Source organism: Pseudoalteromonas sp. T1lg76 (genome assembly GCF_002964725.1).
Classification (GTDB): Bacteria; Pseudomonadota; Gammaproteobacteria; order Enterobacterales; family Alteromonadaceae; genus Pseudoalteromonas.
The window spans coordinates 13,133-37,542 of record NZ_PQCE01000023.1; the positions used below are offsets into that span (position 1 = coordinate 13,133).

General features: G+C 50.6%; 28 protein-coding genes and 1 tRNA gene. 9 read left to right on the top strand and 20 right to left on the bottom strand.

Annotated features, from left to right (window positions below; all coding sequences use genetic code 11):
• Window positions 1-82 precede the first annotated feature (82 nt).
• The 7 genes from rplA to deoC all read right to left on the bottom strand — a co-directional run bounded on the left by rplA (window position 83) and on the right by deoC (window position 3,883).
• Entirely contained in the window at window positions 83-787 is a 705-nt protein-coding gene (rplA, locus tag C2M35_RS09040; RefSeq protein WP_105199933.1) for a 50S ribosomal protein L1, read from the bottom strand.
• 4 nt (window positions 788-791) lie between these two features.
• Entirely contained in the window at window positions 792-1,220 is a 429-nt protein-coding gene (rplK, locus tag C2M35_RS09045; RefSeq protein WP_105199934.1) for a 50S ribosomal protein L11, read from the bottom strand.
• A gap of 195 nt (window positions 1,221-1,415) precedes the next feature.
• The gene (gene nusG, locus C2M35_RS09050) at window positions 1,416-1,973 is read right to left on the bottom strand and encodes a transcription termination/antitermination protein NusG (RefSeq protein WP_105199935.1); all 558 of its coding nucleotides are present in this window, start codon (window positions 1,971-1,973) and stop codon (window positions 1,416-1,418) included.
• Between the two features lie 4 nt (window positions 1,974-1,977).
• A complete protein-coding gene (gene secE, locus C2M35_RS09055) occupies window positions 1,978-2,355 on the bottom strand; it encodes a preprotein translocase subunit SecE (protein WP_105199936.1) in 378 nt (125 codons plus the stop codon).
• Between the two features lie 125 nt (window positions 2,356-2,480).
• Window positions 2,481-2,557: transfer RNA gene (locus C2M35_RS09060), tRNA-Trp, on the bottom strand.
• A gap of 91 nt (window positions 2,558-2,648) precedes the next feature.
• Window positions 2,649-3,155 carry a hypothetical protein gene (locus C2M35_RS09065; RefSeq protein ID WP_105199937.1) on the bottom strand — a complete coding sequence of 169 codons (507 nt, stop codon included), beginning with the start codon at window positions 3,153-3,155 and terminating at the stop codon, window positions 2,649-2,651.
• Window positions 3,152-3,883 carry a deoxyribose-phosphate aldolase gene (deoC, locus tag C2M35_RS09070; RefSeq protein WP_105265152.1) on the bottom strand — a complete coding sequence of 244 codons (732 nt, stop codon included), beginning with the start codon at window positions 3,881-3,883 and terminating at the stop codon, window positions 3,152-3,154. Before deoC ends, C2M35_RS09065 begins: the two co-directional genes overlap by 4 nt.
• Window positions 3,884-4,142: 259 nt before the next feature.
• Here deoC and cysG point away from each other — a divergent pair, with 259 nt between their 5' ends.
• Genes cysG through cysQ form a run of 6 tightly spaced genes read left to right on the top strand, consistent with a single transcriptional unit; the run spans window position 4,143 to window position 11,037 of the window.
• Complete coding sequence (gene cysG / locus C2M35_RS09075; RefSeq protein ID WP_105257857.1) at window positions 4,143-5,564, top strand: siroheme synthase CysG; 1,422 nt, start codon at window positions 4,143-4,145, stop codon at window positions 5,562-5,564.
• Window positions 5,565-5,608: 44 nt separating this feature from the next.
• Entirely contained in the window at window positions 5,609-6,508 is a 900-nt protein-coding gene (cysD, locus tag C2M35_RS09080; RefSeq protein ID WP_105199940.1) for a sulfate adenylyltransferase subunit CysD, read from the top strand.
• Window positions 6,508-7,929 carry a sulfate adenylyltransferase subunit CysN gene (gene cysN, locus C2M35_RS09085; RefSeq protein ID WP_105257856.1) on the top strand — a complete coding sequence of 474 codons (1,422 nt, stop codon included), beginning with the start codon at window positions 6,508-6,510 and terminating at the stop codon, window positions 7,927-7,929. Before cysD ends, cysN begins: the two co-directional genes overlap by 1 nt.
• 3 nt (window positions 7,930-7,932) lie before the next feature.
• Window positions 7,933-9,651, top strand: coding sequence for an SLC13 family permease (locus C2M35_RS09090; RefSeq protein ID WP_105265153.1), 1,719 nt, complete (start codon window positions 7,933-7,935; stop codon window positions 9,649-9,651).
• A 15-nt stretch (window positions 9,652-9,666) separates the two neighbouring features.
• Window positions 9,667-10,263, top strand: a complete 597-nt coding sequence (gene cysC, locus C2M35_RS09095) for an adenylyl-sulfate kinase (RefSeq protein ID WP_105265154.1) — start codon at window positions 9,667-9,669, stop codon at window positions 10,261-10,263.
• 3 nt (window positions 10,264-10,266) lie between these two features.
• Window positions 10,267-11,037, top strand: a complete 771-nt coding sequence (gene cysQ / locus C2M35_RS09100; RefSeq protein ID WP_105265155.1) for a 3'(2'),5'-bisphosphate nucleotidase CysQ — start codon at window positions 10,267-10,269, stop codon at window positions 11,035-11,037.
• Between the two features lie 71 nt (window positions 11,038-11,108).
• On the opposite strand, the gene C2M35_RS09105 is transcribed toward cysQ, so the two are convergent.
• A complete protein-coding gene (locus tag C2M35_RS09105) occupies window positions 11,109-11,408 on the bottom strand; it encodes a hypothetical protein (RefSeq protein ID WP_105199945.1) in 300 nt (99 codons plus the stop codon).
• 180 nt (window positions 11,409-11,588) lie between these two features.
• On the opposite strand from C2M35_RS09105, the gene C2M35_RS09110 reads away from it, so the two are divergent.
• A complete protein-coding gene (locus C2M35_RS09110; protein ID WP_105265169.1) occupies window positions 11,589-11,981 on the top strand; it encodes an RNA-binding S4 domain-containing protein in 393 nt (130 codons plus the stop codon).
• A gap of 163 nt (window positions 11,982-12,144) precedes the next feature.
• Window positions 12,145-14,886 (top strand): aconitate hydratase AcnA, encoded by a 2,742-nt coding sequence (gene acnA, locus C2M35_RS09115; protein ID WP_105265156.1) that lies wholly within the window; start codon window positions 12,145-12,147, stop codon window positions 14,884-14,886.
• 39 nt (window positions 14,887-14,925) lie between these two features.
• On the opposite strand, the gene C2M35_RS09120 is transcribed toward acnA, so the two are convergent.
• From C2M35_RS09120 to rpsJ, 12 genes are all read right to left on the bottom strand, one after another.
• Entirely contained in the window at window positions 14,926-15,519 is a 594-nt protein-coding gene (locus C2M35_RS09120) for a hypothetical protein (RefSeq protein WP_105265157.1), read from the bottom strand.
• Window positions 15,520-15,637: 118 nt separating this feature from the next.
• A complete protein-coding gene (gene rpsQ, locus C2M35_RS09125; protein ID WP_105199948.1) occupies window positions 15,638-15,895 on the bottom strand; it encodes a 30S ribosomal protein S17 in 258 nt (85 codons plus the stop codon).
• On the bottom strand, window positions 15,895-16,086 hold the full coding sequence (gene rpmC / locus C2M35_RS09130) for a 50S ribosomal protein L29 (protein ID WP_105189377.1): 192 nt from the start codon (window positions 16,084-16,086) through the stop codon (window positions 15,895-15,897). The genes rpsQ and rpmC overlap by 1 nt, the downstream gene beginning before the upstream one ends.
• A complete protein-coding gene (gene rplP, locus C2M35_RS09135; protein ID WP_105199949.1) occupies window positions 16,086-16,499 on the bottom strand; it encodes a 50S ribosomal protein L16 in 414 nt (137 codons plus the stop codon). The genes rpmC and rplP overlap by 1 nt, the downstream gene beginning before the upstream one ends.
• A 12-nt stretch (window positions 16,500-16,511) precedes the next feature.
• Window positions 16,512-17,213, bottom strand: coding sequence for a 30S ribosomal protein S3 (rpsC, locus tag C2M35_RS09140; protein ID WP_105199950.1), 702 nt, complete (start codon window positions 17,211-17,213; stop codon window positions 16,512-16,514).
• 12 nt (window positions 17,214-17,225) lie between these two features.
• The gene (gene rplV, locus C2M35_RS09145) at window positions 17,226-17,558 is read right to left on the bottom strand and encodes a 50S ribosomal protein L22 (protein WP_105189398.1); all 333 of its coding nucleotides are present in this window, start codon (window positions 17,556-17,558) and stop codon (window positions 17,226-17,228) included.
• 12 nt (window positions 17,559-17,570) lie between these two features.
• Entirely contained in the window at window positions 17,571-17,849 is a 279-nt protein-coding gene (rpsS, locus tag C2M35_RS09150; RefSeq protein WP_010367084.1) for a 30S ribosomal protein S19, read from the bottom strand.
• Window positions 17,850-17,865: 16 nt separating this feature from the next.
• Window positions 17,866-18,690 carry a 50S ribosomal protein L2 gene (rplB, locus tag C2M35_RS09155; protein ID WP_105189379.1) on the bottom strand — a complete coding sequence of 275 codons (825 nt, stop codon included), beginning with the start codon at window positions 18,688-18,690 and terminating at the stop codon, window positions 17,866-17,868.
• Between the two features lie 17 nt (window positions 18,691-18,707).
• Window positions 18,708-19,010 (bottom strand): 50S ribosomal protein L23, encoded by a 303-nt coding sequence (gene rplW / locus C2M35_RS09160; RefSeq protein WP_105199951.1) that lies wholly within the window; start codon window positions 19,008-19,010, stop codon window positions 18,708-18,710.
• Window positions 19,007-19,612 carry a 50S ribosomal protein L4 gene (gene rplD / locus C2M35_RS09165; protein WP_105189381.1) on the bottom strand — a complete coding sequence of 202 codons (606 nt, stop codon included), beginning with the start codon at window positions 19,610-19,612 and terminating at the stop codon, window positions 19,007-19,009. Before rplD ends, rplW begins: the two co-directional genes overlap by 4 nt.
• Window positions 19,613-19,628: 16 nt before the next feature.
• Complete coding sequence (gene rplC, locus C2M35_RS09170) at window positions 19,629-20,264, bottom strand: 50S ribosomal protein L3 (protein WP_105215016.1); 636 nt, start codon at window positions 20,262-20,264, stop codon at window positions 19,629-19,631.
• A 27-nt stretch (window positions 20,265-20,291) separates the two neighbouring features.
• Window positions 20,292-20,603, bottom strand: coding sequence for a 30S ribosomal protein S10 (gene rpsJ, locus C2M35_RS09175; RefSeq protein WP_010376390.1), 312 nt, complete (start codon window positions 20,601-20,603; stop codon window positions 20,292-20,294).
• A gap of 791 nt (window positions 20,604-21,394) precedes the next feature.
• Here rpsJ and plsB point away from each other — a divergent pair.
• A complete protein-coding gene (gene plsB / locus C2M35_RS09180) occupies window positions 21,395-23,842 on the top strand; it encodes a glycerol-3-phosphate 1-O-acyltransferase PlsB (protein ID WP_105265158.1) in 2,448 nt (815 codons plus the stop codon).
• The last annotated feature ends 568 nt before the right edge of the window (window positions 23,843-24,410 follow it).

Sequence of the window (24,410 nt, forward strand, 5' to 3'; positions counted from 1 at the left end):
AATTTGTTGTTTTGTTGAGACGTTTTCTCAACAAAATGGCGCGAAATTATAGTATAAAAATCGCGCCACGTAAACTCTTTAATTACGATACTTGCGTGCTTAGAGAGTTTTGGTCAACAGAAACACCTGCGCCCATAGTCGTAGAGATGCTTACTTTCTTGATGAAAGTACCTTTCGCTTGAGAAGGCTTAGCTTTCTTAAGCGCTACGATTAGAGACTCAAGGTTTTCTTGTAGTTGCTCAGCTGTGAAATCCACTTTACCGATAGTAGTGTGGATGATGCCGTTCTTGTCGTTACGGTAACGAACCTGACCAGCTTTAGCATTTTTAACTGCTTCTGCAACGTTAGGAGTTACAGTACCAGTTTTAGGGTTAGGCATAAGACCACGTGGACCTAGGATTTGACCTAGTTGACCAACAACGCGCATTGCATCTGGAGAAGCAACAACTACGTCGAAGTTCATCTCGCCTTTCTTAACTAGTTCAGCAAGATCTTCCATACCTACGATGTCAGCACCAGCTTCTTTCGCTGCTTCTGCATTTGCACCAGCGGTGAATACAGCTACGCGAACGTCACGGCCAGTACCGTGAGGAAGAACAGTTGCGCCACGTACGTTCTGGTCAGATTTACGTGCATCGATACCAAGGTTAACAGCAACGTCAACACTTTCAACGAACTTAGCAGTCGCTAGCTCTTTAAGAAGCGCTACAGCTTCGTTGATTTCGTAATCTTTAGTTACTTCCACTTTCTCGCGGATAGTACGCATACGTTTAGTTAGTTTTGCCATTATCTTAGTCCTCTACGTTCAAGCCCATTGCACGCGCAGAACCTGCGATAGTGCGTACCGCAGCGTCCATGTCGGCCGCTGTAAGGTCAGGTTTCTTCATCTCAACGATTTCTTCTAGTTGAGCACGAGTAACAGTACCTACTTTTTCAGTATTAGGACGGCCTGAACCAGACTTGATACCAGCAGCTTTCTTAAGAAGGTAAGCAGCAGGTGGTGTCTTCATTTCAAACGTGAATGAACGGTCGCCGTAAACAGAGATGATTACAGGAACCGGAGCGCCTTTCTCTAGTGATTCTGTACGGGCGTTGAACGCTTTACAGAATTCCATGATGTTAACACCGTGTTGACCTAGAGCAGGACCTACTGGTGGACTAGGGTTAGCCATACCAGCAGCAACTTGTAGCTTGATTAAAGCTTCAACTTTTTTAGCCATGATTATACCTCGTTAGGTGGGTCTTAGCCTCGTGCGCGCGAGGACGCGTACTCAAGCGGCTTCCCAATTTAAAAATTTAGTGCGCTTTTTGCCCATACTAAAGTGCAGAACACCGAGCACGAATACAAAAAGGCCGCTGATTATAAGTTAATCAGCGGCCTTTTTCAATACGATTTTGTCGTTTAAGTAGACAAATTATTTGTCTTGCTCTACCTGGCTGAACTCCAGCTCAACCGGCGTCGAACGACCGAAGATAAGTACAGATACTTTTACGCGGCTTTTCTCGTAATCCACTTCTTCAACAACACCGTTGAAGTCGGCGAAAGGACCATCAACTACACGTACCACTTCACCCGGCTCGAACAGAGTCGCAGGCTTAGGCGCTTCGGCATTTTCTTGTAGACGGTTAAGAATACGATCCGCTTCTTTTTTGCTGATTGGCGCTGGACGGTCAGAAGTACCGCCGATAAAGCCCATCACGCGAGGCGTGCTGTTCACTAAGTGCCAGCTGGCATCGTTCATGTCCATTTCAACCAGAACATAGCCTGGGAAGAACTTACGCTCTGATTTGCGCTTTTGACCGGCGCGCATTTCCACTACTTCTTCAGTAGGTACTAGCACTTCACCAAAGCTGTCTTCCAGACCCTGGATTTGAATGTGCTCTTTGATGGTTTGTGCTACACGCTTCTCAAAACCTGAGAAAGCCTGAATCACATACCAGCGTAATTTCTTTTCTTTGTTCTCTTCCGTCATGGGACTAGATCTCCAACCCAGTTAAAAAGCCTACTACTCGGAATAAAATTCCGTCCAATCCCCAAAGGATTAGTGCCATGATAACTGTTGCAATCATTACGATGAAGGTAGTGTGTATGGTTTCCTGACGCGTAGGCCAAACCACTTTACGTACTTCGATGCGTGCTTCTTTAGCGAAATTGATAAAGTTACGACCCTTTTCTGTGGTCGCCGCTACCGCTAAGGAGATAGCCACTGCCGCAACAACACCGATAGCTCTAAGTAGTGCAGACTCTTCACCATATACGGTGTTACCTACTACCGCTGCTACCAGTAACGCAATGGCGAATAGCCACTTTACCCAGTCCATCGAGCTTGACGGGTTTTCTACATTTGCACTCATAATTCCTGATACCTTAAATACAGACACAACAACCCCGTCACTTGACAGGGTAAATCTATCCAAATCTAACCTTAAAAAATTGCTTTTAAAACAGATTTTTAAACTTAGACTTACTAGCTGAAAAGTGGCAGGGGCGGAGAGATTCGAACTCCCAACCGTCGGTTTTGGAGACCGCTGTTCTACCAATTGGAACTACGCCCCTGCAAAGTGGATGCCCATTATACTGACCAACCGCGCTAACACAAGAGTAAAAGCCAGCCACATATAAAATTAATTGCGCGCTTTTAGTCCGTTCAATCTTTGTATAGCAGCAGAGGTTGCTCTTCGCCACGCCAATCGCTTAACAACCAGATTTGCTCAAACTGATGCGTCTTTGGCACCGGTAAAGTACGCAAAACGGCAATAAAGTCCTCTCTTTGCCATAGTGTGCTGGCATTGCGGATCAGCAGCCATACTCGCTTACTGTCGTATTTTTTGCTGGCTTTGGCGCTTAACAATCGGCCCAGGGCAAAGGACAGTTGCTCCGAGCTCGGATTCAAAGCCAGTTGTGCCAGTTGGCGTTGGATATCCAGACCCAACACCCGCCCCAACACCGCCATGGCCTCGTGTTCATTGGCATACAGGTGGGCGATCTCTATGTCCAGACGCTCTTCGTCCATATAACAGCTGACGTCGGGCTTGGCCGGCTCATTATGCCAGATATGGCGCATCGGCGTATGATAGGTGCGCTCATAAGCACGCAAAAAAAGCCGCGCCGCTTCATGCTCTAATTGTAATTTTTCTGTTTCGCTGTCTGTCATAAGGCGCGATACAAGTCTTCTAAAAGCGCCGAAGCGCCAAAACGAAAATGAGCGGGAGTCAGCCAGGACTCGCCCATTACTTTATCGGCCAAAGCCATATACTGCTGCGCCTGTGCCAGGGTTCTGACACCGCCGGAAACCTTAAGCCCTACATCCTGGCCGCTTTGCTTTATTTCCGTCAGCATCACGGCCACGGCTTCATAAGTGGCATTGACCACCACCTTGCCTGTGCTGGTTTTGACAAAATCGGCGCCACCGGCGATGGCAATGCGGGTCGCCTGCGCTACCTGAGGCAAACTGAGCTCGCCACTTTCGATGATCACCTTAAGTCGCGCTCGACCAGCACACAGCTCTTTTGAACGGCGCACATAATCCAAGGGCGTTTGCTCATCCCCCGCCTGCAAACGCTTATAGGGCAGGACCAAATCGATTTCATCGGCGCCCAGGGCCAGTGCCAACTCGGTTTCGCGTAACACTTCATCTAAAGGCTGATCGCCATGTGGAAAATTGGTCACGGTCGCCAAGGCAGGGGGCTGAGAAAAGTGCATCTGCATATAGGCGCGCACATAGGTTAACCACTGCGAATAGATGCAAATCGCCGCAGGTAAGGGCTTATCCGCCGACAACTGCTGCAAAAACGCTTTGATATCTTGCTCCTCATCCCGCTCATCCAAACGCGTAAAATCCAAACAGGCCAATGCCCGCAAGGCGTCATCTGCTGCACTCATTTCCACACCCTCCTTTTTCCGCTACACCTATACTAACATTCAAACGGAATTCTTAAATCCCCTTCCCGGCTGTTTTATAAAACTCCGTTAACGCTTTATTTTTATTGGCTTAAGCCATTTCTAAAGTCAACATATAACTTTTGGTTATATAAGCTTGGAACAAATTATTTTTTAACCATTGGGGCTGGCATTATGCTTTGCAGCTCTAACGAATCTTAGGGTTCGCTATTTTTTAGTTGCTTGGAACAGGTGGTAACGCGTGCAATATTTTCCCATATTCACAAAATTAGATAATAAGCCGGTACTGGTCGTAGGCGGCGGCGAAGTGGCCCTGCGTAAGGCAACGGCCATGCTCAAGGCGGGTGCCAAACTGACGCTGATCGCGCCTGAATTTTGCACGCAACTAGAGAACTTGGCACAAGCACAAAAAATCACCCTGATTCGCGCCGAATTTAACGCCGAGCAGCTAAAGGGCTTTATGCTGGTGATCGCCGCTACCGACAGTGAAACGGTCAATGCCCAGGTACAAACGGCCGCCGATGAACAGCACATTTTCGTTAATGTGGTCGATGATCAGCCCAAGTGCAGCTTTATTTTCCCATCGATTGTTGACCGCAGCCCGGTGACTATCGCTATTTCAAGTGCCGGCACTGCGCCTGTACTGGCAAGACGTCTGCGGGAAAAACTTGAGACCTTGATCCCACAGCACATTGGCCCATTGGCCAATCTGGTCGGTCGTTTTCGTTCGCAGGTAAAGCAGCGCTTTACCCACTTTGCCGACCGCCGTCAGTTTTGGGAGCAGGTGTTTGACTCCAATGTGGTGAGTGAAGTGCAAAAAGGCAATGAAGAACAGGCCTATACGCAACTGCAGCAAATGCTGAATGACACCCCAGCGCCCAAGGGCGAGGTGTATGTGATTGGCGCCGGCCCAGGCGACCCGGAATTATTGACGCTCAAAGCCTTACAGCTAATGCAGCAGGCCGATGTGGTGGTTTACGACTACCTGGTGTCCGACGAAATTATGGAGCTGGTACGCCGCGATGCCGACCTTATTTGTGTGGGCAAGCGCGCCGGTGATCACAGCGTGCCGCAAGAGCGCACCAATGAAATCCTGGTAGAGCTGGCGCAGCAAGGCAAAAAAGTCTGCCGTATTAAGGGCGGCGACCCCTTTATTTATGGTCGCGGTGGCGAAGAAGTGCAGGTACTGGCCGAGCATGGCGTCAGCTATCAAATCGTCCCAGGCATTACCGCCGCAGCGGGCTGTAGCGCTTACGCCGGTATTCCGCTGACCCACAGGGATCACGCGCAGAGCATTCAGTTTGTAACCGGCCACTGTAAAAAAGAGGGTCAGGAGCTGGATTGGCAGTCCCTTGCTAAGCCCAATCAAACCCTGGCGATTTACATGGGGGTGATGAAATCTCCGGATATCAAGGCACAACTTATTGACCATGGCCGCAGCCCGGCAACACCGGTGGCCATAGTAGAAAACGGCACGCGCAAAGAACAGCGCGTGGTTACGGGCACCCTGGCACAGTTAGACGAGTTGGTGACTCAACATAATATTCAGTCACCGGCCTTACTCATAGTAGGTGAAGTAGCCTCATTACATCGGCAGTTGGCCTGGTTTGGCAATACCGCGCAAACCAGCAGCCTGGCGCAGCCCCTGACCGATGTGGCATAACACCCTATGGCAAATTTATTAAGAGTTTAGGCAGGAACAAAGCTATGGCTTTAACACATCTTCAGCAGCTTGAAGCTGAAAGCATCAAAATTATCCGCGAAGTCGCGGCTGAATTTGAAAACCCGGTAATGCTTTACTCCATAGGTAAAGACTCCTCGGTGCTATTACACTTGGCCCGTAAGGCTTTCTTTCCGGCGAAGATCCCCTTCCCCTTGTTGCATGTAGATACCGACTGGAAATTTCGCGAGATGATTGAGTTTCGTGATCGCATGGCCAAAGAATACGGCTTTGACCTGCTGGTACATAAAAACCCCGAAGGTTTGGCAATCAATATCAGCCCCTTCGTACACGGCTCCAGCAAGCACACCGACATCATGAAGACCCAGGGTCTGAAGCAGGCGCTTAATCAGTATGGTTTTGATGCAGCCTTCGGTGGCGCGCGCCGTGACGAGGAGAAATCCCGCGCCAAGGAGCGCGTCTATTCGTTCCGCGATAAGCACCATAGATGGGATCCGAAAAACCAGCGTCCGGAGCTGTGGAATACCTATAACGGCGAAGTGAACCAGGGCGAAAGCATCCGTGTGTTCCCGTTGTCGAACTGGACCGAGCTGGATATCTGGCAGTACATCTACCAGGAAAATATCGAAATCGTGCCACTTTACCTGGCCCAGCCACGCCCCGTGGTTGAGCGTAACGGCACCCTGATCATGGTCGACGATGAGCGTATGCCACTGAACGAAGGCGAGCAGCCGCAGCTGAAGTCGGTGCGTTTTCGTACCCTGGGTTGCTACCCGCTTACCGGCGCGGTGGAATCCGAAGCCAATACCCTGACCGGCATTATCGAAGAGATGCTGCTGTCGACATCATCGGAGCGTGAGGGCCGCGTAATCGATCACGATTCCGCCGGTTCCATGGAGAAGAAAAAACGTGAGGGCTATTTCTAATGTCAGCAACTGCCAATGAAGTAAAAGAATTAGGCATAGAGGCCTATTTAACGCGCCAACAAGACAAAAGCCTGTTGCGCCTGTTGACCTGTGGCAGCGTTGACGATGGTAAATCGACGCTGATCGGCCGTTTGTTACACGACAGCCACCAGATCTATGAAGATCAACTGGCGGCACTGCATAAAGACAATGAAAAGGTGGGTAACGCCGGTGAAGAGCTGGATTTAGCCCTTCTGGTTGATGGCCTGCAGGCAGAGCGCGAGCAAGGCATCACCATAGATGTGGCCTATCGCTATTTCTCCACCGCCAAGCGCAAGTTTATTATTGCCGACACCCCGGGACACGAGCAATACACCCGGAACATGGTGACCGGCGCGTCAACCAGTGATCTGGCGATTATTCTGGTTGATGCCCGCTATGGTGTACAGGTGCAAACCAAGCGCCACAGCTTTATCTGTGACTCACTTGGTATCGAGCAGTTTGTGGTAGCCATCAACAAAATGGATATCGTCGGCTTCGATGAAACTGTGTACGAAAAGATCAAGGCCGATTACCTTAAGTTTGCCGAGCAGCTGAATGTCAGCGATATCAAGTTTGTGCCCATGTCAGCCCTTAAAGGCGACAACGTGGTGACTCGCTCCGAGCACACGCCGTATTACACGGATAAGCCCTTACTTGAGTTGCTGGAAGATTCTCCGGCGGCAGCCACCAATAATGGCTTTGAAGCCCGCCTGCCGGTGCAGTATGTGGTACGCCCTAACCTTGATTTCCGTGGTTTCCAGGGCACTATCACCTCGGGCGAGTTTAAGGTTGGCGATGCAGTGAAGGTACTGCCTTCGGGTAAAACCTCCAGCATCAAGGAACTGGTCACCTTCGACGGCAACCTGGAGAGCGCAGAAGCCGGCCAGGCGATCACCATGACCTTGAACGACGAGATAGATATCAGTCGCGGCGATGTGATCGTACCGAGCGCTTCCACTTCGGTGGCGACCAACCAGTTGCAAGCCAAACTGGTATGGATGCACGAAGAGCCTTTGGTTGTCGGCAAAACCTATAACCTTAAGCTAGGTGCCAAGAAAACTGCGGCGGTGATCTCACGCATAGATCACACCATAGACGTAAATACCTTGGCCCATGGCGAGGCGGACAAGCTGCAGCTTAACGAGATTGCCATAGTGACTGTGGATTTGACCGAACCCTTGCTAGCGGATGTGTATCGCAATAACCGCGAAACAGGTGCCTTTATCCTGATCGACCGCCTGTCTAACCTGACCGTGGGTGCGGGTATGGTTGAGCAGGTATTAGCAGCTACGCAGGAGCAACAAGCAAGTCAGTTCAGCGACTTTGAAGTTGAGCTAAATGCCCTGGTGCGTAAGCACTTCCCGCATTGGCAAGCACTAGACATCAGTAAGTTGCGTTAAGCCATGGATGCCGTTTTTTATGTGCTGATAATAGCCGCCTTATTTGCCGCCTTGGTTTTGACCCATGTGCGCCCGGCGACCCTGTTTTTCAGCGCATTACTCGGCTGCTATACCCTAGGGTATGTGGATACCCCAACCCTGCTGGGCAACTTTACCAACACCGGGCTGGTGAGCCTGGTGTTGTTGATGCTGGTCTCCATCGCCCTGGAGCGTACCTCCTTGTTGCAGATTTTGGCCAAGCGCATCGTCGACCCTTCCTTGAAATTAAGCATTATCAAGGTAAGTACGCTGACGGCAGCGGCATCGGCGTTTTTAAATAATACCGCCGTGGTCGCCTCTTTAGTTGGGCCACTGACCCGCAATAAGCATCATGCACCTTCTAAGTTGTTGATCCCACTGTCGTATGCGGCCATTTTGGGCGGCACGACTACGCTCGTTGGTACTTCCACCAATCTCATCGTCAATAGTTTTACCCAACAATATGATGGCCTGAGCCTGGCCATGTTTAGCTTTTTACCCATAGGTCTGGCCGTCACTCTGGTGGGCGTCCTCTTGCTGATCTTTTGCCATAAGCTGCTGCCCGACTACCCCAGGGTTGAAGGCGAACACAAGGAGTACCTGCTTGAAGCCAAGGTCAATCCAGACTCCCCCCTGATTGGCAAAAGCATAGAAAAAAATGGTCTGCGCGATTTGGACGACCTCTTCTTGGTGGAAATAGTCCGAGAAAAGCGTTTGATCAGCCCGGTTCGCCCACAAAACAAGGTACGCGCCGGCGACAAACTGATTTTTACCGGCAATGTGCAGAGCGTGACCGCCCTGCAGCGCATTCCCGGGATCACCCTGTTCGCCGACAGCAATGGTTTACTGAGCTCAAACCTGCAAGAAGTCATAGTCACCCATACCTCGACCCTGGTGGGCCAGACCTTAAAGGACGTGGGTTTTCGCGCCAAATTCGATGCCGCCGTGGTAGCGATCCACCGCAACCGTGGACGCCTCTCTGGCAAGCTGGGCGAGGTTGCCATACGTCCCGGCGACCGGCTGATGCTGGCGGTGGGCCGCGACTTTCAAAACCGCAACAACCTGGATAAGAACTTTTACTTTGTCAGCGAGCACAGTGTCGCCAAGGCCTATAATCGCGTTAGCGAATTCGCCCTGCTCGGTGGCTTTGCCGCAGTCATTGCCCTGGCCGCCACCGCCTTAGTGCCCCTGGTACAGGGCTTATTGGTGTTTGTCGCCCTGCTGTTGGCCACCAAGGTGCTCGACGGCCAGGAATTAAAACGTCGTTTTCCCTTTGAGCTGGTGATCATTATCGCCTCAGCCCTGGGCCTGGCCAATGCCTTTAGCGGCTCAGGTGCCGAGCTGGCTTTGCAGCACTGGCTGGGAGAGCATCAGGGGCTCACCCCCTTTATGGCCCTGGTACTGGTGTATGTGCTGACCGTGCTACTGACCGAGCTGATCACCAATAATGCCGCTGCGGCGCTGATGTTCCCGCTCGCCTATGGCCTGGCCAGCTCCTTAGAGGTAAGCCTGATGCCTTTCGCCATGACGGTGGCCTATGGCGCCAGCGCCGCCTTTATCAGCCCATATAGCTACCAAACCAATATGATAGTGATGAACGCCGGCCAGTATCGCTTTGCCGACTTTGCCCGCCTAGGTGTGATAATGTCTTTGGCCTATGCCGCCGTGGTACTGTCACTGATTGGTTATGTATTTGAGTTTTAAGATCGAGACCTGAGAATGGATGAAAACATAGTGTGGCACCAACACGGTGTCGATAAGCAAAAAAGACAACAGCAAAATGGCCATAAAAGCTGCATTCTGTGGTTTACCGGCTTTTCCGGCTCGGGCAAAAGCACCATAGCCGGCGCCTTGGAAGCCAAGTTGCATGAGTTGGGCCAGCACACCTATTTGCTTGATGGCGATAATGTCCGCCACGGCCTGTGCGGCGATCTTGGCTTTAGCGACGCCGATCGCAAAGAAAATATTCGCCGCGTCGGTGAAACCGCTAAGCTTATGGTCGATGCCGGATTAATTGTACTCACCGCGTTTATTTCCCCATTTCAGGAAGAAAGAGATATGGTACGTAATCTGGTGGGTGAAGCCGAGTTTATCGAAGTGTATTTAGATACACCTTTGACCACCTGCGAACAGCGCGACCCGAAGGGCTTGTATAAGAAAGCGCGGGCAGGTGAAATCGCTCATTTTACCGGCATTGACTCTGACTATGAGGTGCCGCGTAACCCTGAGCTCACCCTGGATACTTCAACACAGGATATAGACGGCTGCGTGGCGCAACTTATCGCCTATTTGCGCGGCAAAAATATAATAGGATAGCCAATGACTTCTCCAGAACTGCTAGAACAGGTTGTGCAACTGGCGCAAGACGCCGGACAAGCGGCCATGCGCATCTATAACAAGGACTTTAACGTCGAGTATAAAGACGATAAAAGCCCGGTCACCGATGCCGACTTGGCCGCTCACAAGGTGATCCTTGCTGGGCTGGAGAAAATCACGCCTAAGCTGCCAGTGCTGAGTGAAGAGAGCGCCGCCATTAGCTGGCAGGAGCGACAGCAATGGCAACGTTACTGGCTGGTCGACCCCATTGACGGCACCAAGGAATTTATTAAGAAAAACGGCGAATTCACCATTAATATCGCCCTGATTGAAAACGGCGAGCCAGTACTGGGCGTGGTCGATGCCCCGGCGATCGGGGTCACCTATCTGGCCACCCAGGATATAGGTGCCTTTAAGCAGGTTGGCGAAGCGCGCATCGAGCTGAAGGTGACTAAGAAGGAAAATAAGGGCGTGATCCGCGTGGTCGGCAGTCGCTCGCACCCGTCCGAGCAACTGGCCAACTTCCTAAAGCAGTTTGACGAAGTGGATATGGTACCCAAAGGCAGCTCGCTGAAGCTGTGCTTGGTAGCCGAAGGCGCCGCCGATATTTACCCGCGTTTAGGACCGACGTCAGAGTGGGATACAGGTGCCGGACATGCGGTGGCCGTCATCGCCGGTGCCACTGTGACTACGGTTGACGGAGCGCCTCTTAAATACAATCAAAAAGAAAGCTATCTCAATCCTTTCTTTATTGTCAGTGCCCTGCAATCCTAAGCAGCCCGCTACGTCGAATTGAAAGTTAAAAAAAGCAGCCTAGGCTGCTTTTTTCGTTTTCTGAATAACCTTCACAGGCTCAGTTCAAGGCCACGACCTTGGGCCCAGGCTCGGACGCTGGTCTTGTCATAGGTGATTTCTTTAAACAGCTTATGCTGGCAAAACTCCAAGAAGGGCTCGGCGCTGCGACCCTGATAGAGAATACGGTTATGGTTATCGTTAAAGCGCGATAGCAGTGCAAAGTATTGCTCGCCATGCGCACCTGAGAGCTTAATAGCATCGGTAATGGCCGTGCGCACCTGCTCGGCACTGCAATGATGTGCATATTTATGGCCTAAAAATTCCTCAAAAACCGCTTGTCTTGCACCCATCTTATTCTCCTATAGATCTTGGCTGGCCGCTCATCACGACCAGGCCCCTATTGTAGGCTTTTGTATGACAAATTTATGAATTGGACTACGGGCGGCGACAAAAGTTTTGTCTTTTTGCGATGCTTGCCGCCAGGCTTGGGGTATAATGGCCACCAACTAGGCAACAAGCGCCCCAACAGCATGCACGACGATATTATTGAAGTTGAACTTGAAGAAGAACCCATAGAGCTTTGTAAGCTACTTAAGGTGCTCGACCTCGCAGAGGGCGGTGGCCATGCCAAGTTATTGATTGCCGACGGTTATGTGGGCGTTAACGGCGAGTTGTGCACGCAAAAGCGAAAAAAAATCTATGCCGGTGATACGGTGCACTTCGACGGCGACATCTTTTTAATGAGCGCTGCGGAAAATATGGTGCAGCGCGAGCAACACAAAGCCCCTGCGCCAAAAGCTCCCAAGGCAAAGCAAGCGGCACCCGCGAAGCAAGCAGCGAAACCCGCTGCAGCCAAAAAAGCCAAGAAGAAAACCTCTAACCGCGACGAAAACACCGGCCGTAAGCCCATTTCATTCGGGTAAGTTCGCAGGGCGAGTTACAAAGTTTCCTGCCCTGACAGGTTGAAAAACACGCAAATATCCCCAAGCTCTTAAATGTGGCTAAAATTCAGCCGCAAGGAACTTTACGCATCAAATAATCGCACTGTGCGATTGTGTCATGCGCCAAGAGCAAAAGGGGTATTGAATGAAGAACAGCTTTAACACGCTTGCACAGCTTACCGTCAACGCCAAGCAATATCATATTCACTCGTTAGCAAGCTTAGGCGATAAAGCCAAGCGCCTGCCATTCTCGTTAAAGATTTTACTGGAAAACCTGCTGCGCCACGAAGATGGCGAGAACATCCACAAAGACGATATTCAGGCCTTACTTGATTGGCAACCACAAGCCGAACCGAGTAAAGAGGTGGCCTTTACGCCGGCACGGGTGGTGATGCAGGACTTCACCGGGGTGCCCGCTATTGTAGATTTAGCCGCGATGCGTGATGCCATGGAGCAACTCGGTGGCGACCCCAGCAAGATCAATCCCCTGTCACCGGCGGAGCTGGTGATCGATCACTCGGTGCAGGTCGACAGCTATGGCAACAACGGCGCCTTCGATATCAATGCCAAACTGGAATACCAGCGCAATAAGGAACGCTACGAATTTTTACGCTGGGGGCAAACGGCCTTTGATAACCTCACCGTAGTGCCTCCGGCCACCGGTATAGTGCATCAGGTAAACCTGGAGTACCTGGCCCGGGTGGTGTTTGAAAATGAGGAGCAGGGACACACCTTCGCCTACCCGGACAGCCTGGTCGGCACCGACTCGCACACCACAATGATCAATGGCCTGGGCATTCTCGGCTGGGGTGTGGGCGGCATTGAGGCCGAGGCCGCCATGCTCGGCCAACCCATCAGCTTACTGATCCCCCAGGTAGTCGGCTTTAAACTCAAGGGCGCACTGCCCGAAGGCACCACAGCCACGGATCTGGTATTAACCGTGACACAAATGCTGCGCGAAAAAGGCGTGGTCGGCAAGTTTGTGGAATTCTATGGTGATGGCCTGGCCGACTTGCCGTTGGCTGACAGAGCAACCATAGCCAATATGGCGCCGGAGTATGGTGCCACCTGCGGCATCTTCCCCATCGACCAGGAAACCATTGAGTATCTTAAACTCACCAATCGCAGTGACGAGCAAATAGCCCTAATTGAGGCGTATGCCAAGCATCAGGGAATGTGGCGTGAGGCCGGCGACGAATTCCTTTACAGCGACACCGTAGAACTGGATTTAGGTACAGTGGTACCGAGCCTGGCGGGACCAAAACGACCGCAGGATCGTATCCCGCTTGATGAAGCCGGCAAGATCATTAGCGCACATTTACGTCACTTTGAAGATGAGCGAGCCGAGAAAACTGCACTGGGGATGGAAGATGAAGCCCGCATTGTTTCCGAGGGTGGGCAGCCAAGACAATCCAAAACCGCAGCAAATACCTGCGGCATTGCCAAGGTTAAGTTTAACGGTGAGGAGTTTGAGCTTAGCGACGGCGCCTGTGTCATCGCCGCCATCACCAGTTGCACCAATACCTCGAACCCCAGTGTGATCCTCGCCGCCGGACTGGTTGCTAAAAAAGCCAAGGAGCTGGGACTGAATGTGAAGCCCTGGGTAAAAACCTCCCTGGCGCCGGGCTCACAAGTGGTCACCGACTACTTAAAAAAAGCCGGGCTTATGGATGACTTAGAAGCATTGGGCTTTAACCTGGTCGGCTATGGCTGCACCACCTGTATTGGTAATTCCGGGCCACTCGCCGATGAAATTCACCAGGCCATCATTGATCATAAATTGATCGTCAGCTCGATTCTCTCCGGCAACCGCAACTTTGAAGGGCGCATTCATCAGGATGTGAAGATGAACTTCCTCGCCTCGCCGCCTCTGGTGGTCGCCTATGCCATTGCCGGGCGCACCGATATCGATGTGTATAACGAGCCACTGACGCAAGACGAGCAAGGCCGCGATGTTTACCTTAAAGATCTCTGGCCCTCGGTGAGCGAGGTGGCGGAGCTGGTGAAGTCTACGGTCACCAAGGAGATGTTTGCGAAAAGCTACGCCGATGTTTACAAGGGCGATGAGCGCTGGCGCACTATCGCTGTGCCCGAGGCTAAGCGCTATCAATGGGATGAGGCATCCACCTATATTCGCAAGGCGCCCTTCTTTGATGGCATGAGCAAGGAGCCACCGGGTCTACCCAGCATAGCCGGGGCCCGTTGTTTGGCGAAACTGGGCGACTCTGTCACCACAGATCATATCTCCCCGGCCGGAGCGATTAAGGCCGATGCTCCTGCGGGAGAGTATCTGCTTGAACATGGTGTATCACAAGGAGACTTTAACTCCTATGGCTCGCGCCGCGGTAACCACGAGGTGATGATGCGCGGTACCTTCGCTAATGTGCGCCTACGTAACCAGCTCGCCCCCGGTACCGAGGGAGGCATTACCAGAACCCAGCCAGAAGATAAGCTTACCAGTATTTATGATGCGGCCATACATTACCAAAAAAATGATACACCTTTGGTGGTGTTGGCCGGGGCCGAATATGGCACTGGCTCTTCGCGGGACTGGGCGGCCAAGGGCTCGCTATTGCTTGGTATCAAAGCGGTGATCGCCAAAAGCTATGAGCGTATCCACCGCTCAAACCTTATTGGCATGGGGGTACTGCCCCTGCAGTTTAAAGCGGGTGAAGGCCATGAAGAGCTCGGGTTAACCGGCAAGGAAACCTTTGATATTAATGGCCTGTGCGATAAAGCCAAGGAGCTGGAAATTGTCGCTACCAACGAGGACGGACAGCAAACCAAGTTTAGGGTCGATGTGCGTATCGATACCCCGAAAGAATGGGAGTATTACAAGCACGGCGGCATTTTGCAGTATGTGCTGAGGCAAATGCTGCGCTCCTAAGTCAGATTAAGCCGTGCCTAGCACGGCTTTTTTATTCCATTAACACAAATAGCTCAGCTTACCCTGCTCTTGCAGCTTGGCCACATAGCGTTGCTCCAATTGCCAGGGGTGGCGCTTCCAGCCTTGAAAGCCAAAGCCTGTGATATGCACCGGCGCCCCGGTTGCGACGAAATGGGCAATGGCCTGAGTGCCTGAGCTTGGCCATTTGGGTTTGCACTGGGGTTGCCCTAAACGTAACAACTCGGCTAAGAGCTGTTGTCTTGCCGCCGCCGTTATTCTTATTCTAGATTGTGCTGCAGCAAACTTAGCCATCAGCGCTTCACCATGATCCAAGCTGCCTTGGCGACCAAGGAGACCGAAGCACGTCTGTGTAACTGGGTTAGGGGGTGGGTCTGTGATCACTAGGCTAAGCAGTTGCTGGGCATCTATATCCAAATGTGAATGCACTAGTTTATGGGCTTGGCGACCACGGCCACTGATCCAGAGATCGGTGCATTTGCGGCCAAGATGCTTGGGCATACCGGCACAAAAGTTAAAACGCACCACCCGGGTATAGGACTCCACCTGGGTACGGATGTCTGCGGTGATAGGCGCATTGCCAATGATCAAAATCGGCTCTTTGTTCTCAGGCATGACTTACTCACATTGCATCCATAGAGGGCGCATCCTAGAGCAAGTTTATGAAGTGCAGATGACAAAAAGCCCCGGCAGATGCCGGGGCTTTTTAGGTCCAAATAGACTTAATTAAAAATTAAGCTTTCTTCGGACGCTCGATAACATCTACCAAAGTCCAAGACTTAGTCTTAGAGATAGGCGCACACTCACGGATAGTAACTGTGTCGCCAGTCATGGCAGTGTTGTTCTCATCATGTACGTGCAACTTAGTAGTACGTTTGATGAATTTCCCATAGATAGGGTGCTTCACGTAACGGGCTACAGCAACAGTGAAAGACTTGTCCATCTTGTCGCTGATTACACGGCCTTGTAGAGTACGGATCTTATCGCTCATTATGCACCTGCCTTCTGGTTAATAACCGTTTTAACACGCGCGATATCGCGACGTACTTTACGTAGCAAATGAGATTGAGCTAGCTGACCAGTGCTTGCTTGCATGCGCAGGTTAAACTGCTCACGAAGAAGTTCAATAAGTTCAGCGTTAAGCTCTTCTACGCTTTTGTCTTTAAGTTCGCTAGCTTTCATTACATCACCGTCCGAGTTACAAAAGTGGTTTTGAATGGTAATTTACGAGACGCTAGGTTGAATGCTTCACGAGCAAGCTCTTCTGAAACACCTTCCATTTCGTAAAGTACTTTACCAGGCTGAATTTCAGCAACCCAGTATTCAACAGAACCTTTACCTTTACCCATACGAACTTCAAGCGGTTTGTTTGTGATTGGCTTGTCTGGGAACACACGGATCCAGATTTTACCTTGACGCTTGATGTGACGTGTCATAGCACGACGAGCTGCTTCGATTTGACGAGCAGTCATACGGCCACGACCAGTAGCCTTAAGACCGAAAGTACCGAAGCTTACTTTGTTACCGTTTTGCGCAAGACCACGGTTGCGGCCTTTGTGCATCTTACGGAATTTTGTACGTTTTGGCTGTAACATTATTCGCTACTCCTACTTAGCACTTTTCTTGGCTTTCTTCGGGCCACGTTTAGCAGGCTTCTCTTGCTCTTGTACTAGTGGAAGACCACCAATAACTTCGCCTTTGAAGATCCATACTTTAACACCGATAATGCCGTAAGTGGTTGCAGCTTCAGAAGTTGCGTAATCGATATCAGCACGAAGAGTGTGTAGAGGTACACGACCTTCACGGTACCACTCAGAACGTGCGATTTCTGCGCCGCCTAGACGACCGCTTACTTCAACTTTGATACCCTTTGCACCTAAGCGCATTGCGTTTTGTACCGAACGCTTCATAGCGCGACGGAACATAACACGACGCTCTAGCTGTGACGCAATACCGTCAGCTACTAGTTGTGCATCAAGCTCTGGCTTACGAACTTCAGAAATATTGATCTGAGCCGGTACACCAGCGATTTTAGTTACAGCTTGACGTAGCTTTTCAACGTCTTCGCCTTTCTTACCGATAACAACACCAGGACGAGCTGTGTGAATTGTTACACGGATAGATTTAGCTGGGCGCTCGATAACGATTTTAGCCACAGAAGCGTTCTTAAGTTCCTTAGTAAGGTAAGAACGTACTTTGTGATCGCCAAAAAGCTGCTCAGAGTAATCTTTTGTATTCGCGTACCAGGTAGAAACCCATGGTTTAGAGATACCTAGGCGAATACCAGTAGGATGAACTTTTTGTCCCATTACTTATATCTCCTAGTTATCCGAAACCACAACAGTGATGTGGCTTGTACGCTTAAGGATGCGGTCAGCGCGTCCTTTAGCACGAGGCATGATGCGTTTCATTGTAGGACCTTCGTCTACAAATACTTTCGCTACTACAAGCTCATCAATGTCAGCACCTTCGTTGTGCTCCGCGTTCGCGATAGCAGACTCAAGTACTTTCTTAACTAATGCAGCCGCTTTCTTAGGGCTGTACGCCAGGATTTCTAGGGCGCGATCTACCGGTAGTCCACGGATTTGGTCTGCAACTAGACGTGCTTTTTGCGCCGAACCAGAGGCGAATTTGTGTTTAGCTAATGCTTCCATCATAACCTCCGATTAACGTTTCTTAGCTTTCTTATCAGCAGCGTGGCCGCGATAAGTACGTGTAGGTGCGAATTCACCCAGTTTGTGACCGATCATTTCGTCTGTGACAAACACAGGAACGTGCTGACGACCATTATGGACAGCGATGGTCAATCCGATCATGTTAGGTATGATCATTGAACGACGGCTCCAAGTTTTAATTGGCTTCTTGTCACCGCTTTCCAACGCTTTCTCTACCTTCTTCAGCAAGTGCAGGTCAATAAATGGACCTTTCTTGAGAGAACGTGGCATGGCTATTCCTCAACTATTATTTAGTACGACGACGTACGATAAACTTATCAGTACGCTTGTTCTTACGAGTCTTGTAACCTTTGGTAGGTACGCCCCATGGAGATACAGGGTGACGACCACCAGAAGTACGACCTTCACCACCACCGTGCGGGTGATCTACCGGGTTCATGGCAACACCACGAACGGTCGGACGGATACCACGCCAGCGGTTTGCACCGGCTTTACCAAGTGAACGTAGCATGTGCTCAGCATTACCTACTTCACCTAGAGTTGCGCGACAGTCAGCTAGTACTTTACGAACTTCGCCTGAACGAAGACGTAGAGTCACGTATTGACCTTCACGTGCTAGGATTTGTACGTAAGCGCCTGCAGAACGTGCAATCTGTGCACCTTTGCCAGGCTTAAGCTCTACGTTGTGTACAGTCGAACCTACAGGCATGTTGCGCATAGGTAAGGTGTTACCAGCTTTGATTGGTGCATCAACACCAGACTGGATTTGATCACCTGCTTTAAGACCCTTAGGAGCGATGATGTAACGACGCTCACCGTCGGCATAACAAACCAAGGCGATGTTCGCGCTACGGTTTGGATCATACTCTAGACGCTCTACTTTAGCTGGAATGCCATCTTTAGTGCGTTTAAAGTCAATTACACGGTAATGATGCTTGTGACCACCACCGATATGACGAACCGTGATACGACCTTTGTTGTTACGACCACCGGTCTTAGAGTTCTTCTCTAGAAGCGGAGCGTATGGCTTACCCTTGTGTAGATCAGGGTTAACCACTTTAACGACGTGACGACGACCCGCAGAAGTTGGTTTACACTTTTGAAGTGCCATAATTCTAACTCCCCTTATTACTCGGCGCCGCCGACAAAGTCTAGCTCGCTACCTTCTTTAAGAGTAACGTAGGCTTTCTTCCAGTCGCTACGACGACCGAAACGCATACCAGTACGCTTTGTTTTACCCTTAACATTAAGTGTGCGAACACCAGTTACTTCTACTTCGAAAAGCTTTTCTACAGCTGCTTTAACGTCAGCTTTAGTTGCATCTTTAAGTACTTTGAAAACAATCGTGTTGTTATCTTCAGCAGATACAGTGCTCTTCTCAGAGATATGTGGAGCAAGGATTACTTTTAAAAGACGTTCTTCACGGATCATGCTAGCGCCTCCTCAAGTTGCTTTACAGCACCCTTAGTCATAACAACCTTATCGAAAGCGATTAGGCTTACTGGGTCGATGCCAGCTACGTCACGTACGTCAACCTTGTATAGGTTACGTGCTGCAAGGAATAGATTCTCTTCTACTTCTTCAGTCACGATTAGTACGTCTTTAAGCTCAAGCTCTTTAAGCTTAGCTACAAGGGCTTTAGTCTTAGGAGCTTCGATACCGAAGTTCTCAACTACAACTAAACGCTCTTGACGAACAAGCTCAGATAAGATGCTCTTGATCGCACCGCGATACATCTTACGGTTTACTTTTTGGCTGTGATCTTGCGGCTTAGCTGCAAAAGTCACACCACCGCTGCGCCAGATTGGGCTACGGATTGTACCAGCACGTGCACGGCCAGTACCTTTTTGACGCCATGGCTTCTTACCGCCACCGCTTACTTCAGAACGTGTCTTCTGAGCTTTAGTACCTTGACGAGCACCTGCTGCGTAAGCAACAACTACTTGGTGTACTAATGCTTCGTTAAACTCACGTCCAAAAGTAGCTTCGGAAACTTCAAGAGCGCCTGACGCGTCTTTAATTGCTAATTCCATCACTAAATCTCCAGGCTTATGCTTTAACAGCTGGTTTAACGATAACGTCACCGCCGATAGCGCCAGGTACTGCACCTTTAACTAGAAGCAGATTACGCTCAGCGTCAACACGTACTAGTTCAAGGTTCTGAGTAGTTACACGCTCAGCACCCATGTGACCGGCCATTTTCTTACCTTTAAACACCTTACCAGGTGATTGGTTTTGACCGATTGAACCAGGAGCACGGTGAGACAAAGAGTTACCGTGTGTAGCGTCTTGCATGCTGAAGTTCCAGCGCTTAACACCACCTTGGAAACCTTTACCTTTAGAAGTACCGGTAACGTCAACTTTGGTCACTTCGTTGAATACTTCAACAGTGATTTCGTTACCAACTTCGAAGTCGCCTTCACCGCCATTAAGACGGAATTCCCACAGACCACGACCCGCTTCAACGCCAGCTTTAGCGAAGTGACCCGCTGCTGGTTTGTTTACACGGCTAGCTTTTTTCTCGCCTGCGGTTACTTGAAGCGCGTTATAACCGTCTGTTGCGTCAGATTTGATCTGCGTAACACGGTTAGGAGTCGCTTCGATTACGGTTACTGGGATAGATACGCCATCTTCAGTGAAGATACGAGTCATGCCCACTTTACGACCGACTAGACCTAATGCCATTTTCCTAAAACCTCTCTAATCTTCCGATTAACCCAGGCTGATTTGAACATCAACACCAGCAGCAAGGTCTAGGCGCATTAGAGCGTCTACAGTCTTGTCTGTTGGTTCTACGATGTCGATCAGACGTTTGTGGGTGCGGATCTCGTACTGATCACGCGCGTCTTTGTTAACGTGCGGAGAAATCAATACAGTGAAACGTTCTTTGCGTGTAGGAAGTGGGATTGGACCACGTACCTGAGCACCTGTGCGTTTCGCAGTTTCCACAATTTCCGCCGTTGATTGGTCAATCAAACGGTGGTCAAAAGCTTTTAGGCGAATGCGAATGCGTTGATTTGACATTCTAAAACCTCAATAAAAAGAGCATTTAAAAAGAGCATAAAAAAACACCCGAAACTTACTTACTACTAAGAAGTCGGTTGTCCTTTTATTTTCTACCATTGAGCTCCAAATCGGAGCTCCTGTTTATGCTTGAAATCCAAGCTATATCTAGCTTTCCAAGTCCTTGGTGAGACACCTAAGGCAAAGAAAGTCTGCGTATTATAGAGAGATTGGTGATAAATGCAACAGTTTTTTCAGCGGGGGATGGGTACAGTGGACAAGAAGGACGAAATGCTCGACAAGCGCCGCGTATCCATCCTTCTTGCCTGCCGTAACACAGAATTCAGCCTCAGGGATACGACTAAATACCGAGCCTGGTGCGTTTATCGCAACCATTAGTCGTAATTATCTAGATTTTTAACTGACAGCAAGCTTAAGGCCTGATCATTTTGTGTACCGCGCAATATCTCATAGCGATAAAGCTAGGCGACACCTTTAGGGCGCAAGCTCAGGTCAGGCGCAAAGTCGGCTTACAGAAATGGTCAGTCCAGTTATAACTTGGTATCATTTACGCCCTTTTTTGTGTTTTCTGATACCAATTGCATTAATAAAGTAAGCGGCCATAGTGTCGGATAGAGACGCGGGATAGCAAGGCTAAAATTATGGTATATAGTTGTTCTGTATAAATAATTTTTAACCAAGCCAGGACGTCGTTTAACGCGCTGGATGGTGCAAGGTATTAATTAATTGGTATTCGACATTACCTGATCTGTTATTGCCCCTTGGTAATGTGGTTAAGCGAGTGAGTGTAAATGAAGATTTTAAACCGCAGCGTCGACTTTCTGGCCCGCTGCTTAAATGCCATTTGTGTCCGATCCAAGGTGCTGCCGCAGCAGCCGATCGCCGACTTTGAGCTCGATACCTCGGTACCGACCTTCTACATTGGCCGCTTAAACTCGCGCCTTGATATCGCCGCCCTGGCTAAGGTATGCCGCAAACTGGGTTTACCCGACCCAACTCAGGAGCAGAATCTGGCCGACACCGAGCTGCCGCGCTTTATCGGTATTCAGAATCCGCCACCTTTATTTGGTAATAAAAGCCGTCCCAGTTGCGCCCTGCAACAGGGCAAGGCGATTTTCGATGCCCTGGCCAAACAGCCAGAGCAAAAAATCCAGATTATTCCGGTCACCATTCTTTGGGGCCGCAACCCGGGTAAAGAAAAGCCGGGCTTAGGCACGCTGATCTCTCATTCCCTGACGCCAAGCCGATTCCGCAAGTTTTTTGTGGTCTTGTTTTCCGGTCGCGATAACCTTATTCGCTTTAGTCAGCCCCTGGATTTAACCCAGTTGGTGCACGATAAGGGCGATAAGGACGAGCTGCCGCAAAAACTGCTGCGCGTGGCCCGGGTGCATTTCCGTCGCCAAAAGCTCGCCGCCACCAGCCCCAAACTGCCGTCGCGCGAAGCCCTGTTTAACTCTCTGCTGGCCTCACCCGCCATTAAAAAAGCCATTGCCGATGAAGCCAAGGCGAAGGGCTTGAGCCATGAAGAAGCGCGTCAAAACGCCCTGCGTCTGCTCGATGAGATCGCCGCCCACTACTCGGATGCCATGGTGCGTGTTGGCGACCGCATTCTTACCTGGCTGTGGAACAAGCTTTATAACGGCATCGATGTGAACTATGCCGAGCAAGTGCGCGAGCTGACCGACAAGGGTCATGAGATCATCTATGTGCCCTGCCACCGCAGCCATATGGATTACCTGCTGCTGACCTATGTAATTTATCACCAGGGCCTGGTGCCGCCGCATATCGCCGCCGGTATTAACCTGAATTTCTTCCCCGCCGGGCCCATATTCCGCCGCAGCGGCGCCTTCTTTATTCGCCGCTCCTTCAGCGGTAATAAGCTGTACTCGGCAGTGTTTAAGGAATACCTGAGCCAGCTCTTTATTAAGGGTTACTCGGTGAAGTTCTACACCGAAGGTGGGCGTAGCCGCACCGGTCGCCTGTTGCCACCAAAAACAGGCATGCTGGCCATGACCCTGCAGGCCATGCTGCGCGGCATTGACCGCCCAATCAGCATAGTGCCCGTGTATATCGGCTATGAGCATGTGATGGAGATCAACACCTACTTAAAAGAACTGGCCGGCGACAATAAAAAGAACGAGTCCGTGCTGGGTATTTTCAAGGCCATTAAAAACCTCAAGAACTATGGTCGCGGCAACGTGAACTTTGGTGCGCCCATCAATATCAACCAGTTCCTCAATGAGCAGCAGCCGAACTGGCGCGAGGCGATTCACCCCACGGATGTGCAAAAACCCGCCTGGCTGGGTAAACAGGTCAGCAATCTGGCCGACGAGATCATGCTGAATATCAACAGTGCCGCGGCATTGAACTCAGTGAACCTGCTGGCCACCATCTTGTTAACCAATGATCAGTTTGCGCTCAGTAAGTCACAACTGTTGGAGCAGATGGATTTCTATCTGCGCCTGCACCGCGATGCGCCGCTCAGCGACAAGTTAACCCTGCCCCAGCAAAACAGCGCCGAGCTGCTCGAACACGCGCTGACGCTCAATAAGTTTGATGTGGTCAACGACCCGTTTGGCGACATCATTGCCATTAAAGAAAAAGAGCGCACCCTGTTTAACTACTACCGCAACAATGTGCTGCACCTGTTTGCGGTGCCCAGCGTCATCGCCCAGCAGCTGTTTAACCACCACAGCATCACTGTTAGCGAGTGCAAGGCACAGGTTCAACGCCTCTACCCCTTGTTTGCCAAGGAATGGTTCCTGCCCGAGCTGAACGAAGGCTACATCGACAAGATTCTCGCCAGCTTTGCCGAACAGGGCCTTATTCGCCAGCATGGCGAGCAGCTAGAAGTGATCAAAGCGGGTGACAACCAGGCGACGCTGGAAATGCTCGGCAAGGTGGTACACCACACCCTGCTGCGCTACGCCATAGTTATAGGCTTATTAAGCCAAAGCGGCGATATGAGCCCATCTGAGCTGGAAAAAGAAGGCGCCGTAATCGCTAACCGCCTGGGCACCTTGCATGGCATTAAGAGCCCGGAATTCTTTGATAAGAAGGTACTGACCGGCTTTATTACCAGCCTTAAAGAGCAGGGCTTGGTGCATCAGCGCGACAACGCCCTCGCCCATACCGACGAGCTGGTTGCCCTCTATCAGGATCTGCAGCAGTTGCTGCCGGCCAGGTTGTGGCAGTCGATTAGTGATGCCATAGCGACGATGCATGCAGGTCAGGCTTAGGCCTTTCTAGGTCGTCGGGCCGCCGACTATGGCGTTTTTTGTAGGTCGGTGCTCTGCGCCGACTATGGTGGTAATTGATAGATTTTGTCGGGCCGCCGACTTCGGGTCAGAGGAAATGCGCGCCCATTTCCTCTAACAACTCCTAGGGCGCCCCAACATTTGCTAATTGCTTGCGCGTGTTGTGTGACTAACGCACGCAGCGAAACTCGGCTATCCTTGCCTCGATTCGCTTAACTTGACCATCCAAGGTCAAGTTGTGCTACTCACCCCACATGCTCAGCGCAAATGTCAGGGGGAACGGGCAATACCTGTTAGATTTGTTGAGCCGGAGACTGTGGCGTTCTTTGTAGGTCGGTGCTCTGCGCCGACAGCGATGGTTATTGATAGATCATGTCGCGGTGGCGACGACACCCAAAAGGGAAATGATACGATTACCCCTTTGGAATCCCCCCTATCCCGACATTGCATTCTTTCCTCAACGCTATACTCGAAATGAACGTAACCAACATGCACAGCACATCCATGTACTGGGCATGTTTTCGCCCGCGGCCCCCCTCCTCGCAGAGCT

Bases quoted from the DNA above. Each gene is read 5' to 3' on its own strand.
- rplA (WP_105199933.1), bottom strand. From the start codon at position 787: ATGGCAAAACTAACTAAACGTATGCGTACTATCCGCGAGAAAGTGGAA.
- rplK (WP_105199934.1), bottom strand. From the start codon at position 1,220: ATGGCTAAAAAAGTTGAAGCTTTAATCAAGCTACAAGTTGCTGCTGGT.
- nusG (WP_105199935.1), bottom strand. From the start codon at position 1,973: ATGACGGAAGAGAACAAAGAAAAGAAATTACGCTGGTATGTGATTCAG.
- secE (WP_105199936.1), bottom strand. From the start codon at position 2,355: ATGAGTGCAAATGTAGAAAACCCGTCAAGCTCGATGGACTGGGTAAAG.
- C2M35_RS09065 (WP_105199937.1), bottom strand. From the start codon at position 3,155: ATGACAGACAGCGAAACAGAAAAATTACAATTAGAGCATGAAGCGGCG.
- deoC (WP_105265152.1), bottom strand. From the start codon at position 3,883: ATGAGTGCAGCAGATGACGCCTTGCGGGCATTGGCCTGTTTGGATTTT.
- cysD (WP_105199940.1), top strand. From the start codon at position 5,609: ATGGCTTTAACACATCTTCAGCAGCTTGAAGCTGAAAGCATCAAAATT.
- cysN (WP_105257856.1), top strand. From the start codon at position 6,508: ATGTCAGCAACTGCCAATGAAGTAAAAGAATTAGGCATAGAGGCCTAT.
- C2M35_RS09090 (WP_105265153.1), top strand. From the start codon at position 7,933: ATGGATGCCGTTTTTTATGTGCTGATAATAGCCGCCTTATTTGCCGCC.
- cysC (WP_105265154.1), top strand. From the start codon at position 9,667: ATGGATGAAAACATAGTGTGGCACCAACACGGTGTCGATAAGCAAAAA.
- cysQ (WP_105265155.1), top strand. From the start codon at position 10,267: ATGACTTCTCCAGAACTGCTAGAACAGGTTGTGCAACTGGCGCAAGAC.
- C2M35_RS09105 (WP_105199945.1), bottom strand. From the start codon at position 11,408: ATGGGTGCAAGACAAGCGGTTTTTGAGGAATTTTTAGGCCATAAATAT.
- C2M35_RS09110 (WP_105265169.1), top strand. From the start codon at position 11,589: ATGCACGACGATATTATTGAAGTTGAACTTGAAGAAGAACCCATAGAG.
- acnA (WP_105265156.1), top strand. From the start codon at position 12,145: ATGAAGAACAGCTTTAACACGCTTGCACAGCTTACCGTCAACGCCAAG.
- C2M35_RS09120 (WP_105265157.1), bottom strand. From the start codon at position 15,519: ATGCCTGAGAACAAAGAGCCGATTTTGATCATTGGCAATGCGCCTATC.
- rpsQ (WP_105199948.1), bottom strand. From the start codon at position 15,895: ATGAGCGATAAGATCCGTACTCTACAAGGCCGTGTAATCAGCGACAAG.
- rpmC (WP_105189377.1), bottom strand. From the start codon at position 16,086: ATGAAAGCTAGCGAACTTAAAGACAAAAGCGTAGAAGAGCTTAACGCT.
- rplP (WP_105199949.1), bottom strand. From the start codon at position 16,499: ATGTTACAGCCAAAACGTACAAAATTCCGTAAGATGCACAAAGGCCGC.
- rpsC (WP_105199950.1), bottom strand. From the start codon at position 17,213: ATGGGACAAAAAGTTCATCCTACTGGTATTCGCCTAGGTATCTCTAAA.
- rplV (WP_105189398.1), bottom strand. From the start codon at position 17,558: ATGGAAGCATTAGCTAAACACAAATTCGCCTCTGGTTCGGCGCAAAAA.
- rpsS (WP_010367084.1), bottom strand. From the start codon at position 17,849: ATGCCACGTTCTCTCAAGAAAGGTCCATTTATTGACCTGCACTTGCTG.
- rplB (WP_105189379.1), bottom strand. From the start codon at position 18,690: ATGGCACTTCAAAAGTGTAAACCAACTTCTGCGGGTCGTCGTCACGTC.
- rplW (WP_105199951.1), bottom strand. From the start codon at position 19,010: ATGATCCGTGAAGAACGTCTTTTAAAAGTAATCCTTGCTCCACATATC.
- rplD (WP_105189381.1), bottom strand. From the start codon at position 19,612: ATGGAATTAGCAATTAAAGACGCGTCAGGCGCTCTTGAAGTTTCCGAA.
- rplC (WP_105215016.1), bottom strand. From the start codon at position 20,264: ATGGCATTAGGTCTAGTCGGTCGTAAAGTGGGCATGACTCGTATCTTC.
- rpsJ (WP_010376390.1), bottom strand. From the start codon at position 20,603: ATGTCAAATCAACGCATTCGCATTCGCCTAAAAGCTTTTGACCACCGT.
- plsB (WP_105265158.1), top strand. From the start codon at position 21,395: ATGAAGATTTTAAACCGCAGCGTCGACTTTCTGGCCCGCTGCTTAAAT.